General features: G+C 73.1%; 10 protein-coding genes and 1 tRNA gene. 5 read left to right on the plus strand and 6 right to left on the minus strand.

Annotated features, from left to right (window positions below; all coding sequences use genetic code 11):
• Positions 1-680: 680 nt before the first annotated feature.
• The 3 genes from JJV70_RS07930 to JJV70_RS07940 all read right to left on the minus strand — a co-directional run bounded on the left by JJV70_RS07930 (position 681) and on the right by JJV70_RS07940 (position 3,809).
• A tRNA-Pro gene (locus JJV70_RS07930) sits at positions 681-754 on the minus strand.
• A gap of 377 nt (positions 755-1,131) precedes the next feature.
• On the minus strand, positions 1,132-2,553 hold the full coding sequence (locus tag JJV70_RS07935; RefSeq protein WP_219047137.1) for a lipase maturation factor family protein: 1,422 nt from the start codon (positions 2,551-2,553) through the stop codon (positions 1,132-1,134).
• Positions 2,554-2,612: 59 nt separating this feature from the next.
• Positions 2,613-3,809, minus strand: coding sequence for a thiolase family protein (locus JJV70_RS07940; protein WP_219047044.1), 1,197 nt, complete (start codon positions 3,807-3,809; stop codon positions 2,613-2,615).
• Positions 3,810-3,976: 167 nt separating this feature from the next.
• Between JJV70_RS07940 and JJV70_RS07945 the strand changes: the two genes are divergently transcribed.
• From JJV70_RS07945 to JJV70_RS07960, 4 genes are all read left to right on the plus strand, one after another.
• Positions 3,977-4,993: an NAD(P)-dependent oxidoreductase gene (locus JJV70_RS07945; protein WP_219047045.1), complete on the plus strand. Its 1,017-nt coding sequence runs from the start codon at positions 3,977-3,979 to the stop codon at positions 4,991-4,993.
• 142 nt (positions 4,994-5,135) lie between these two features.
• Positions 5,136-5,801, plus strand: a complete 666-nt coding sequence (locus JJV70_RS07950; RefSeq protein WP_219047046.1) for a glycosyltransferase family 2 protein — start codon at positions 5,136-5,138, stop codon at positions 5,799-5,801.
• The gene (locus tag JJV70_RS07955) at positions 5,798-6,484 is read left to right on the plus strand and encodes a DUF2064 domain-containing protein (protein ID WP_219047047.1); all 687 of its coding nucleotides are present in this window, start codon (positions 5,798-5,800) and stop codon (positions 6,482-6,484) included. The genes JJV70_RS07950 and JJV70_RS07955 overlap by 4 nt, the downstream gene beginning before the upstream one ends.
• Positions 6,481-7,182 (plus strand): bifunctional 2-polyprenyl-6-hydroxyphenol methylase/3-demethylubiquinol 3-O-methyltransferase UbiG, encoded by a 702-nt coding sequence (locus JJV70_RS07960; RefSeq protein ID WP_219047048.1) that lies wholly within the window; start codon positions 6,481-6,483, stop codon positions 7,180-7,182. Before JJV70_RS07955 ends, JJV70_RS07960 begins: the two co-directional genes overlap by 4 nt.
• Before the next feature lie 33 nt (positions 7,183-7,215).
• Here JJV70_RS07960 and JJV70_RS07965 read toward each other — a convergent pair whose 3' ends face one another.
• The 3 genes from JJV70_RS07965 to JJV70_RS22560 form a co-directional block, all read right to left on the minus strand.
• Entirely contained in the window at positions 7,216-8,502 is a 1,287-nt protein-coding gene (locus JJV70_RS07965; RefSeq protein WP_219047138.1) for a hypothetical protein, read from the minus strand.
• Positions 8,503-8,695: 193 nt separating this feature from the next.
• Positions 8,696-9,967: an extracellular solute-binding protein gene (locus tag JJV70_RS07970; protein WP_219047049.1), complete on the minus strand. Its 1,272-nt coding sequence runs from the start codon at positions 9,965-9,967 to the stop codon at positions 8,696-8,698.
• 287 nt (positions 9,968-10,254) lie between these two features.
• Positions 10,255-10,383, minus strand: coding sequence for an LPFR motif small protein (locus JJV70_RS22560; protein ID WP_003964321.1), 129 nt, complete (start codon positions 10,381-10,383; stop codon positions 10,255-10,257).
• Positions 10,384-10,623: 240 nt separating this feature from the next.
• Between JJV70_RS22560 and JJV70_RS07975 the strand changes: the two genes are divergently transcribed.
• Positions 10,624-12,213 carry an ABC transporter substrate-binding protein gene (locus JJV70_RS07975; RefSeq protein WP_219047050.1) on the plus strand — a complete coding sequence of 530 codons (1,590 nt, stop codon included), beginning with the start codon at positions 10,624-10,626 and terminating at the stop codon, positions 12,211-12,213.
• The last annotated feature ends 32 nt before the right edge of the window (positions 12,214-12,245 follow it).

The following is a 12,245-nucleotide window of genomic DNA, read 5'->3' on the forward strand; positions in this document are numbered from 1 at the left end:
AGCGTGCCACCTACATCGCCCCGGAATGCCGCGTCGCCGCAGACGAAGAGGACCCCAAGGCGGCGGAGATGCACAGCTGGTGCCCCGGTCCGTTCCAGAAGCGCATCGACGGTGTCGTCGCGGTTACCGGGGAGTGTGCCTGCGGGTGCCACCGGAGTGGCACAGCAACGCGCGGCGACGCAGGTACGAGAGATAGCTGAGTAGGGGCGGCCTTTGCAGTGTGAAGCGACGCTGGATACGACGCCGGGTCTGCCCCGGACCTTGGCGCTGCCAGTACGGGAGCTTACGCTTGCTCTGTGAGCGGGAGAGTGCCTCCACCTGAATCTTCAAGATCCACTCCCAGCTCGCTCCCAGAAGGATTCAGAAACGCATCAGAGGCCCGCACCCTTCACGGATGCGGGCCTCTGACCGCCACAGTCAAGCAAGAACACGCGTTCTCGGGCGATTTGGCGTCTCTTGGCCGCGCTCAGTGCTCACCTCGCCCAACCGTTCTGGATCTCGTCTGGGTCTGAGGAAGACGAGCGTGGTCCCAAAGTGGTCCCAGAGAAGCGCTCGAAGCGGCACTTGCCGCTCGTGCGCTGAGCGACTCGGCGCCAGCGGTAGTCACTCACTTAGATACGCGAATGCGTGAGGGCTGGTCTCTTCCATGAAGAAACCAGCCCTCACCTGCATTTACACCGTCGGGACGACAGGATTTGAACCTGCGACCCCTTGACCCCCAGTCAAGTGCGCTACCAAGCTGCGCCACGTCCCGGTGCTCTCGCGGTCCGGGGTGCTCCCTCGCCGCTCGTGCACAGAAACTGTACCGCACTCGCGCCGGTGCTCGCGCACCCCGGGTCGGGGGAGGTTTGGCGAGGTGGGGGCGGGTTATCCGCAGGTGGGGACGCTGTGGACCTTGGCCGGGGGCAGGCAGCGGCCCACCCGCTGAGGAGCCCGCTGTCCTGGACCGGCCGCCGGACTCATTACGCACGGTTACCACTCCCTCGTTGCCGGGAACCGGGCCGGGTGTTCATGGACTGGGCGCTGGGTGCCGTCCTGCCGTGGCACTCGGTCCAGCTCGGGCTGGTGCCCGAGTGGGCGGTGCCGCTGGACACCGAGTCGCCGGAGACCGTCCACCAGCCGCACAGCTAGCTAGCGGCGGCGGGACAGGGTGGGTGAGTACGGGCCCACCAGCTCGCGGTGCCACCACGCGCCGGTGGTCCGCAGCTCCCGCCAGGTGGTGAAGCGGTAGCGATACAGGCGGGCCCTGATGTGGGTGGGCCCGCTGGTACCGGCGAACGGGTCGCGGCGCAGCAGCCGCACGGTGTCGCGGTCGCCGGTCAGCAGGCGTTCGAGCAGGGCCGTGAACCAGGGGCGGGCGTAGCCGGGGGAGAGGGCGGCGAACCACATCAGCCAGTCCAGCCGCAGGTGGTAGGGCGCGAAGAGCCGTGGCAGGCGCCGGATGTCGCCGGGTTTGCCGTGGAACTCGTACTCGTGCCACACCGTCTCGCCGGTGAGGCGTGCGGCGTCGGTGCCTTCGATGACCACCTCGTGCCGCAGCCGCGTCACGCTGCCGAAGGCGCCGTAGGTGTTGGCCAGGTGGTAGGCGTTGAAGGAGCGGTTCATCTGCTGCCGAGGGGAGAGCAGGTTGCGCACCGGCCAGTAGCTGAGGACGGCGACGAAGACGGTCACGGCGACGACCAGGACGTCGAACCACGGCGGTGTCGGCGCATACGTCGGTGGGGGTGTGGTGACCCCGAGGCGGGAGACGTCCACGGCGGTCACCGCGAGCAGGACCGTCAGCCAGTTGAGCCAGGAGAAGTTGCCGGAGAGCACCAGCCACAGCTGCGTGACGATGAGGCCGGCGGCCGCCCAGGTGGCGACGGGCTGCGGCGCGAACAGCAGTACGGGCAGGCCGAGCTGCGCCACGTGGTTGGCGGCGGCCTCCACCCGGTGCAGCGGTCGGGGCAAGTGATGGAAGAACCAGCTCAGCGGGCCCGGCATCGGCTGTGTCTCGTGGTGGTAGTACAGGCAGGTCAGGTCCCGCCAGCAGCGGTCACCGCGCCACTTGATCAGCCCGGCGCCGAACTCGACCCGGAACACCAGCCAGCGCAGGAGCAGCAGCGCCAGCAGGGGCGGGGCGACGGCGTCATTCCCGAGGAACGCGGCGAGGAAACCGGCTTCCAGCAGCAGCGACTCCCAGCCGAAGCCGTACCAGGTCTGGCCGACGTTGACGATCGACAGGTACAGCGCCCACGGCACCAGCCACAGCGGGATCGACGCCCACAGCGGCACCAGGTCACCGAGCCCGGCCACCAGTGCGGCCGCCAGCACGGCACCGCTCCAGGCGACGCCGGCGAACAGGCGGTCGGAGTAGCGCCACTGGAACAGGCTGGGGGCGCGGCGGAACGGCATAGCGCGCAGATAGCCAGGCACCGGCGTCATCCCGCGTTCCCCGATCAGTGCGCGGAACTGCAGGGCGGCGGAGACGAAGGCGACGAGATACACCACCGCGAGCCCGCGCTGGAACACCAGGCGGGCGAGCCAGTAGCCGGAAACCGCGTTCCACTCCATATCGGCCACGACTACCACCACCTTCGCCCGGTGACGCGTGCCACGCCCCGGTGCGCCGGTTACCGCTCCAGCACCAGGGCTTGTCCCTGCCCGACGCCGACGCACAGGGCCGCCAGTCCCACGCCCGAGCCCGCGGCGGCCAGCTGGTGGGCCACCGCTCCGGCGATCCGGGCGCCGGACGCGCCCAGGGGGTGGCCGATGGCGATGGCACCGCCGCGCGGATTGACCTTGGCCGGGTCCAGCTCCGGCCACTCGGCCAGGCAGCCCAGCGCCTGGGCCGCGAACGCCTCGTTCAGCTCGACGACGCGCAGGTCCGCGAAGGTGTGCCCGGTGCGCTGCAGGACACGGCGCACCGCCTCTACCGGGCCGAGCCCGAACAGCTGCGGTTCGATGCCGGTGACCGCCGACGCCCGCACCCGGGCCAGCGGCTCGCGTCCGGTGGCGCGCAGTCCGGCCTCGTCGGTGACGAGCAGGGCCGCGGCTCCGTCGTTGAGCGGTGAGGAGTTACCCGCGGTGACGGTGCCCCCCTCGGGCCGGAACACTGGTTTGAGCCCCGCCAGCGCCGCGCCGGAGGTGCCGTCGCGGATCGTCTCGTCACGCGGCAGGTCCACGCCCTCGCAGGCGACGGTTTCGGCGGCGTAGGCGCCGTCCTTCCAGGCGCGGGCCGCCTTCTCGTGGCTGGCCAGCGCGAAGGCGTCCTGCTGCTCGCGGGTAATGCCGTGGCGGTCGGCGACGAGTTCGGCGCCTTCGCCCAGCGAGAGAGTCCACTCCGGCGGCATGCGGCGGTTCACCATGCGCCAGCCCAGCGTGGTGGAGAACATCTCGGGGGCGCCCGGGGGAAAGGCCCGCTCGGGCTTGGGCACCACCCACGGGGCGCGGCTCATGGACTCCACACCTCCGGCGACGACGATCGACATGTCCCCGGTGGCCACCGCGCGCGCCGCCTGCACCAGCGCCTCCAGACCCGAGGCGCACAGCCGGTTCACCGTCGTGCCGGGGACGGTGACCGGGAGTCTGGCGAGCAGCACGGCCATGCGGGCGACGTCGCGGTTCTCCTCGCCCGCGCCGTTGGCGTTGCCGAAGACCACGTCGTCGATGCGGGCGGGGTCCAGCGCGGGGGAGCGGCCGACCAGGGCGCGCACGACGTGGGCGGCGAGGTCGTCGGGGCGGACGGAGGACAGGGCGCCGCCGTACCTGCCGACCGGGGTGCGCACGGCATCGGCGATGTACACATCACGCAGACGATCGTTGCTCATGGCAACGAGCGTGGCAGCAGCGGGTGCCGCTTGGCCAGAGCCCGGTCACCCCGAGCCGCGCCACACCGCCACCGCCACCGCCACACCGCCGCCACCACACCGCCGCCGCACCGCGACACGTGGCGCGGCTTCGCCCCGCAGGCCCGGGGCGCGCCTAGCGTGAGCCCATGCGTGTCCTGGTCACTGGAGGAGCCGGGTTCATCGGCTCACACATCGTCACCGCGCTGGCCCAAGCGGGGCACGAGCCCCGCGTGCTGGACCTGCGGCCCACGGCCGGCGGTGTGCGGGGCGACGTGCGCGACCCCGGCACCGTCGCCAAGGCGCTGCACGGCGTGCACGCGGTCTGCCATCAGGCGGCGATGGTGGGCCTGGGCAAGGGCTTCACGGACGCCGCCGCCTACGTGGGCACCAACGACCTGGGCACCGCCGTGCTGCTGGAGCAGATGGCTGGCGCGGGCGTGCCGCACCTGGTACTGGCCGGGTCGATGGTGGTCTACGGCGAGGGCCGTTACCGCTGCCCGGAGCACGGAGTGGTGCGCCCGGGGCCGCGCACGGTGGCGGCGCTGGACGCCGGGCGGTTCGAGCCCCCGTGCCCGCGCTGCGGTGCCGAGCTCGAACCGGGCCTGGTCCCCGAGGACGCCCCGGCCGACCCGCGCAACGTCTACGCCACCACCAAGCTCGCGCAGGAGCACCTGGCCGCCGTCTGGGCCCGGGCCTGCGGGGGCCGGGCGATCAGCCTGCGCTACCACAACGTGTACGGCGGCGGCATGCCGCGCGACACGCCGTACGCCGGGGTGGCGTCGTTCTTCCGCTCCGCGCTGGAGGCTGGTCGTCCCCCGCGGGTGTTCGAAGACGGGGGGCAGCGCCGGGACTTCGTGCACGTCACCGACGTCGCGGCGGCGGGCGTCGCCGCGCTGGAGGCCGTCGGGGAGCGGCCGCCGGGGGAACTGCGGGCGTACAACACCGGCAGTGGCGACCCGCACACGGTGGGTCAGATGGCGCGGGCGCTGGCGGACGCGTTCGGCGGGCCCGCCCCCGTGGTCACCGGCGAGTACCGGCTCGGCGACGTCCGGCACATCACCGCGTCCTCACGGCGGCTGCGCGAGGAGCTGGGCTGGCGGCCGCGCGTGGGCTTCGCGCAGGGCATGGCGGCGTTCGCACGGGCGCCGCTCGCCGCTGGATGAGGCGTGCGCCCGCCGCGTGAGGCGTTTCGCGCCGCCCGTTCGGCGGAACACCGGGCCGAACGCCGGACTCCGCGAGGGGGGCCCGCGCGCCGCACTGCGCGATAGTGCCTTTCGTCCCTTATGTACTCGTAGGGTGAGCGGGATGAACAACACCCCAACGCCGCGAGGAAATCTGGTGCTGCCGTGTCTGGACGAGGCGGCCGCGCTGCCCTGGGTGCTCTCCCGGGTCCCCCAGGGCTGGACGGCGATCGTCGTGGATAACGGCTCGACGGACGGCTCGGCCGAACTCGCCGCCGCGCTGGGCGCCTACGTCGTAGCTGAGCCCCAGCGCGGTTTCGGCGCGGCCTGCCACGCTGGTCTCCGGGCCGCCGACGCGGACGTCGTGGCCTTCTGTGACTGCGACGGCTCCCTGGACCCGGCCGATGTCGAATCCGTCGCCGCTCCGGTGCGCGCGGGCGAGGCCGACCTGATGCTGGCCCGCCGCCGTCCCACCGGCCGTGGCGCGTGGCCGCTGCATGCCCGCGCCGGAAACCTGGCGCTGGCCCGGATGGTGCGCCGCCGCACCGGGGTGCCGCTGCACGATCTCGGCCCCCTGCGGGCCGCCCGCCGCACCAACCTGCTCGGCCTTGACCTGACCGACCGGCGCAGCGGCTACCCGCTGCAGATGGTGCTGCGCGCCTGCGAGGCGGGCTGGCGCGTGCGGGAGACGCCGGTGCCCTACCAGCCGCGCACCGGGCAGTCCAAGGTGACCGGCACCTGGCTGGGCACGCTGGGCGCGGTCCGGGACATGCGGGCGGTCCTGCGATGACGGCACCCGCCCAGCGCACCGGCTCAGCACCAGCGCCGACACCGCTGACGGTGCTCGTCATCGCCAAGGAGCCGGTGCCCGGCCGCGTCAAGACCCGCCTCACCCCGCCGTTCACCCCGGCCGAGGCTGCCGAACTCGCCCAGGCGGCGCTCGCCGACACCCTGCGCACCGTCGCTGACCTGCCCGCCGTCCGCCGGGTGCTGGTCCTGGCCGGGGCCACCGGCCCGTGGCTGCCCGCCGGGTTCGACGTCCGGCCGCAGTCGCCCGGCGGGCTGGACGAGCGCATCGCCGCCGCGTTCGCCGCCTGCCACGGTCCGGCGCTGCTGCTCGGCATGGACACCCCGCACCTGAGCGCGCGCACCCTCGCCCCGGTGCTCGCCGCCGACGCCTTCACCGCGTGTGACGCCTGGCTCGGCCCGGCGGCGGACGGCGGTTTCTGGTCGCTCGCCCTGGCCGACGCGCAGGCGGCCCCGGTCCTGGTGCGCGGGGTGCCGATGTCCCGCCCCGACACCGGGGCGCTCCAGCGGCGGCGGCTCACCGACGCCGGGCTGCGCGTGCGGGCGTTGCCCGTGCTGCGCGATGTTGACACCGTGGCGGACGCCGCCGAGGTGGCCAGGCAGGCACCGGGCAGCCGGTTCGCCCGCGCGTACCAGGCCGCCCGGCACCGGACGGGGGCGCGATGACCACCACCGCCCCGTCACCGGGTGAACAGCTGCCCTGGCACACCGACCCCTACGAGCAGGCGCTGCGCACCGGCCGTGGACCGCTGTTCCTGCGCCGCGCCGACGGCTGGCTGCTGCCGCTGGACGTCGAACGCTGGTGCGCCCGCGCCGACGCCGCCGACCGCTCCGTGCTCGGCCGGTGCACCGGCAGCGTGCTGGACATCGGCTGCGGACCCGGCCGGATGGTGGCCGCGCTCAGCGGCGCCGGTGGCCGGGCACTGGGCATCGACTCGGCGCCCGCCGCCGTCCGGCACACCCGCCGGCTGGGGGGTTCCGCGCTGTGCCGGTCGGTGTTCGAACCGCTGCCCGACGAGGGCCGGTGGGACCGCGCGCTGCTGCTGGACGGCAACGTCGGTATCGGCGGCGACCCGCAGGCGCTGCTGCGCCGTGTCGGCACCCTGCTGGCCCCGGGCGGTCTGCTCCTCGCCGAGGCAGCGGCGGCGGAGGTGGAGGAGTTCATCGAGGTCCGCCTGGACGACGGCACCGGTCCGCGCGGTCCCGCGTTTCCCTGGGCGCGGTTCGGGCCCTCGGCGCTGCGCCGCCGTGCCGGTGCGGCCGGATGGCGGGTGGTGGAGGAGTGGACGTGCGCGGAACGTCGCTTCCTCACCCTGCGCCCCGCCATCCCGCCGTCCGCTCGCCCTGGCCCGGAAAGCCGGTAACCGGTGCCCGGTAACCGGCCGCCCGGTGCCGCGTCACCATCCGGTCAGCAGCAGGTGGTTGACCGCCAGCGCCACCCCCGCCTGCGCGCCCAGCCACCAGCGGTGGCAGCTGCGGGGGAGCAGCGCGGCGGCGGGCAGTACCCACAGGGCGAAGGGCAGCCAGATGCGTTCGGTCTCCGCCTTGCTCATGCCGGACAGGTCCGCGATCAGCAGGGCCAGCACCGCGCCCGCGACCAGGATCACCACCGGGGACGGCCGCCGGGCGCGGGCGGCGGCCCGGCGCAGCCCGGCCACCCCCGCCAGGCCCACCGACACCACCTGCGCCGCCAGGTTGCCCCACACGTAGTAGGCGTAGGGCCGGATACCCGCGGCGCCCTGGTAGTACCGCTCGTGCAGCGTCAGATACCCCTCCAGCCACCAGAACCCGGCGAGCGTGAAGACGATCACGAACGGCGCGGCGCCCAGCAGCACCCACGGCAGCGGACGCGCGTCGCGTGCCGCCACCAGCACCGCGACGCCGACCACCGCCATCAGCGCCAGCCCGTAGGACAGGTACAGCGTCCAGCCGAACAGCAGCCCGGAGCCCAGCGCAGCCAGCCACGGCCGCCGCACGCTCCGCGTCGCCGCCAGCGCCAGCAGTGCGACCGCCCACGCGGTGACGCCGGTGAAGTAGCCGTCCGCCGACGTGCCCAGCCAGACCGCGGCCGGAGCCAGCACCAGGAACGGCGCCGCCCGCCGCGCGAGGTCCAGACCCGCCAGCGCCCGCACGGCCACCACCCCGGCCGCCGCCGCGGACGACGCCACCACGACGCAGAACACCCCGGCCCACCCGCCGCCGCCCAGCCCGAGGCGGTCCAGCCACACGAAGGTGAGCAGCGCGCCCGGCGGGTGCCCGGCGACGTGCGCGGGCCAGTTGTCCGGGGCGTCCATGAGGATGCGGCTGGTGAACTCGCGGAGCGTGAAGCCGATGTCGGTGATCTCGGGAACCGACCGCAGGTACTCGTACTTAGTGGTCAGCCGCACCGCGATGCCCCGGTGCCATCCGTCCACCAGGGCGAGGGAGAACACCCACGCCAGCGAGGCACCGTACGTCGTCCAGGCCAGGGCGTGCGGCCCGAGCCGACGCGCCACCGTGGGCCCGTAGCCGACGACCAGGACGGCGACGGCCAGAGCGGCCGGGGTGCCCGGGCCCACGTGCGGCGCCCAGTTGGCGTACAGCGGCGGCCAGCCCAGCCGGAGCGTTCCGTCCCGGTCCTGAACGCGGTGGCCGAGGATCGCGGCGGTGGCGAACAGCGCTACGGCGATCCCGGCGGCGTACATATCCTTGCGGAGTGAGGGGGAGCCTGCCACGTGATCACCGTAGGCGGGAGCCCGCCGCCGGGCGCCGTGGCACGCCAGCGCGGTGAACGCCCGCGGCCGCCGGGGTGGGCCGTGAGGAGGCCGCATGCCGCTGGAGCTGCTGCGTGAGTACCCACTGAGGTGCCCGAGCCCCCAGGCCCTCCCCGCGCGCCGGTCAGTCCGGGGTGGCGTTGAGCAGGCGGGTGATCGCCTCGGACGCTTCCTGGGCCGCCCGCTCGCTGTCCTGGCCGGTCAGGACAGCCGTCTGGTAGTCCTTGACCGGGTTGTCCGCCTCCAGCCCGGCCCAGGACGGTGAGTTGGGCGTCGCCCGTCCGGCCTCGGCACCGCGCGCCATGGCCTGGGCACCGGGGTCCCCCTCCAGCGCGTCCGTCAGCGTCCCCTTGACGGGGACGTAGCTCATCGTGCCGGCGATCTCCCGCTGCCAGCGGTCGCCCGTGAGCAGCCGCAGGAACGCGTAGCCGCCTTCAGCGTCGCGGGCGTTCTCCGGGATGATCAGCACCGAGCCGCCGGTGAACACGGCGCCGGGCGCCCCGGCTTCCTTACCCGGCACCGGGAAGTAGCCGAGCTTGCCGCGCAGGGCGGGATTGCGCTCCAGGATCAGCCGGGCGTGCCCGGGCGGGGCGATGAGCTGGGCCACCTCGTTGTCGGCGAAGACCACACCGTGTTCGGGTTCGGCCTCGTCGCTGTCGGGCGGCCCCTGGCCCAGCGCGTGCAGCCGGGTGTAGAACTCCATGCCCGCCAGCGCTTCGGGGGTGTGCAGCGCGCCTTCCCACCGGCCGCTCAGCTCGATGGCCAGCTCCCCGCCCTCATCCCAGATGAACCCGGCCAGGACGTACCAGTTCTGGCCCGGCAGATAGATGCCCTGCTGGCCGCTCTCCGGCTGGTTGAGCTGCCCGGTGATCCGCAGCCACTCCTCCCGGTCGGCCGGGGGCTCGGTGATCCCGGCGGCCTCGAACAAGTCCTTGCGGTAGATGACGACGCGGTTGGCGCCGTAGTACGGGATGCCGTACTGGTAGCCGTCCACCTGCCCGGACTCCTCCAGGCCGCTCAGCCAGTCGTCGCCGCCGAGTTCGGGCACCTTCAGCGTGAGGTTGCTGACGCCGCCGGCCGCGACGTACTGGGCGACCTGGGTATTGCCGACCTCGATCAGATCGGGGGCCTCGTCGGCGGCCAGCGCCGCGGTGACCTTCTCGCCGATGCCCGTCCACTCCTGGACGGTGACCTCCACCTCGCGTCCGGGGTGCCGTTTCTCGAAGTCACGGACGATCTCCCCGGTCAGCTCCGTGCTGAGGCTGTTCCGCATGAGCCACACGTGCAGCGGCTCCTGCTCGCCACCGGTGTCGGCGGCCGTGCCGCACGCGGTCAGAACCAGCAGCGTCACGGCGGCCGTGGTGAGCTTGACGAGTCGTCTGGGCTGGATGGGCATACTTCACCCCTTGCGTCCCGCGAGGGGACGGGAAAGCGAACGGGACCTGACGTGGGGGGAAGCAGAACCACAGCATTGGCATAGACCAAGGGTCTGGTCAAGGGGTGCTTCCCGCCCGCGACGGAACCGTGTTCCAGGATCGGGGTGCGCTGCGTCTCGCGCCCGTACGCCGCGGTGGCCCGGCCAGGTGGACTGGCCGGGCCACCGCGGCGTACGGGAATCCGTGGAACGGGGCTGCCCTGGGAGAACTGGCGCTGGGGCGGATGAGCGCGCGGGGGATGCCAGGGTCAGTGGTGGCCGCGGGCGCTGCTGGACGCCCCGCCGAAGAGCCGGGCCAGGGCCCGGAAGGGCAGCGTGACGACGGTGGCGATGGCACCGCCAATGGACCGGAGCACGTCTGCGATCGCCTTCAACATGGTCTCTCTCCGTCCTGCGGTCCGGCGTGAGCCGGATTGCGTGGCGCCGCTGTGCGGCCGTTCGTCCACCGCGTGCCCCGGGAACGGGGGCGGAAACCGGCGGGTCCCGCGCCCCGCCCGCTGGCCCGCTCGCGGCCCCGGCAAGATCGTGTACGCCCCCGGTCTGCCGCGCGGCGCGCCCCTGCGGTTTAATTGCAAGCTGCTCGCAACAACAGGTGACGTTCAGCAAGGGTGTGGAACATGACGGCCCGACGGATACGGACAGCGGCCGCCGCCGCGGTGGCGGCGGCGCTCGTGGGAGCGGCCGGATGTTCCGCCCCGGGCGAGGGCGACAGCGGCGGGGCCAAGGACTCCTACGTCATCGGCATCGCCACCGAGCCGGAGACCCTCAGCCCCCTGCTGGGCTACGGCAAGGACGGCAACTCCAAGATCTTCGACGGGCTGCTCCGCCACGACGCCGAGCTGGAACTTCAGCCGGCCCTCGCCAAGGAGCTGCCCGAGATCAGCGAGGACGGCCTCACCTACACCTACACCCTGCGCGAAGACGTCACCTTCTCCGATGGCAAGCCCTTCACCGCCGCCGACGTCGTCTTCACCTACGAGACGATCCTCGACCCGGAGACCAACAACCCCGCGCGCGGTGAGCTCGACGCCGTGAAGAGCGTCACCGCCCAGGGTGAGCACACCGTCGTCTTCCAGCTCACCTACCCCTACGCCGCGTTCGCCGAGCGCACCGTGCTGCCCATCGCCTCCCAGGCGGTGGCCTCACGGCAGGACGTCAACACCGGCGCGTACAACACCGAGCCGGTCGGCACCGGACCGTACGTCCTCACCGACTGGAGCCGCGGCGAGAAGCTCAGCTTCCGCGCCAACCCCGATTACTGGGGCGGCGAGCCGGAGGTGGACCAGCTCACGATGGCCATCATCGGCGACGACGACATCCGCGCCACCCGGCTGCGCTCCGGCGACCTGGACGCCGCCGTGCTCCCGCCGAACCTGGCCGAGACGTTCAAGGACGCCGAGGGCCAGACCATCGTCACCGCCGACTCGGCCGACTTCCGTGGCGTGACGCTGCCCACCGAGAACGACGTCACCGGCGACCGCGCCGTGCGCCGCGCGCTGGACATCGCCGTGGACCGCTCGTCGATGGTGGACAACATTCTCGACGGCGCCGGGCAGGCCGCCCACGGCCCGGTGCCCACCGGCAGCACCTGGTTCGCCGAGGGCACCGAGCGCGAACACGACCCGGACGCGGCGAAGAAGATCCTCGACGAGGCGGGCTGGAAGCCGGGGTCCGGCGGTGTACGCGTCAAGGACGGCCTCGCGGCGGCCTTCACCCTGTGGTACCCGGCCGGGGACCAGCTGCGCCAGGAGCACGCACTCGCCGTCGCCGGTGACGCCAAGGAGATCGGCATCGACATCACCGTGGAGTCCGGCACCTGGGAGGTCATCGAGCCCGCGATGCGGCAGGACGCCGTACTCGCCGGCGGCGGCAACCCGGCCGACCCCGACTTCGACCTCTACACCCTGCTGCACTCCGACCTGGCCGGTGACGGCTTCCACAACATGGCCCGCTACTCCAACCCGGCCGTGGACGAGAAGCTGGAGGAGGGCCGCGAGAGCGGGGACCGCGAGGTGCGCAAGGCCGCCTACGACGCGGTGCAGCGCGAGCTGGAGAAGGACCCGGGCTACGTCTTCCTCACCCACATCGACCACGTCTACGTGATGGGCGGCGGCTGGAAGAACGTCACCACCCAGGTCGAGCCGCACGACCACGGCCTGGGCTCCGGCCCCTGGTGGAACATCGAGGACTGGCAGCGCGCCCAGTGAGGACCGCCCTCCCGCACGACGCCCAGGCCGAC

It is taken from the genome of Streptomyces sp. JJ66, from assembly GCF_019303495.1.
Taxonomy (GTDB): domain Bacteria; phylum Actinomycetota; class Actinomycetes; order Streptomycetales; family Streptomycetaceae; genus Streptomyces.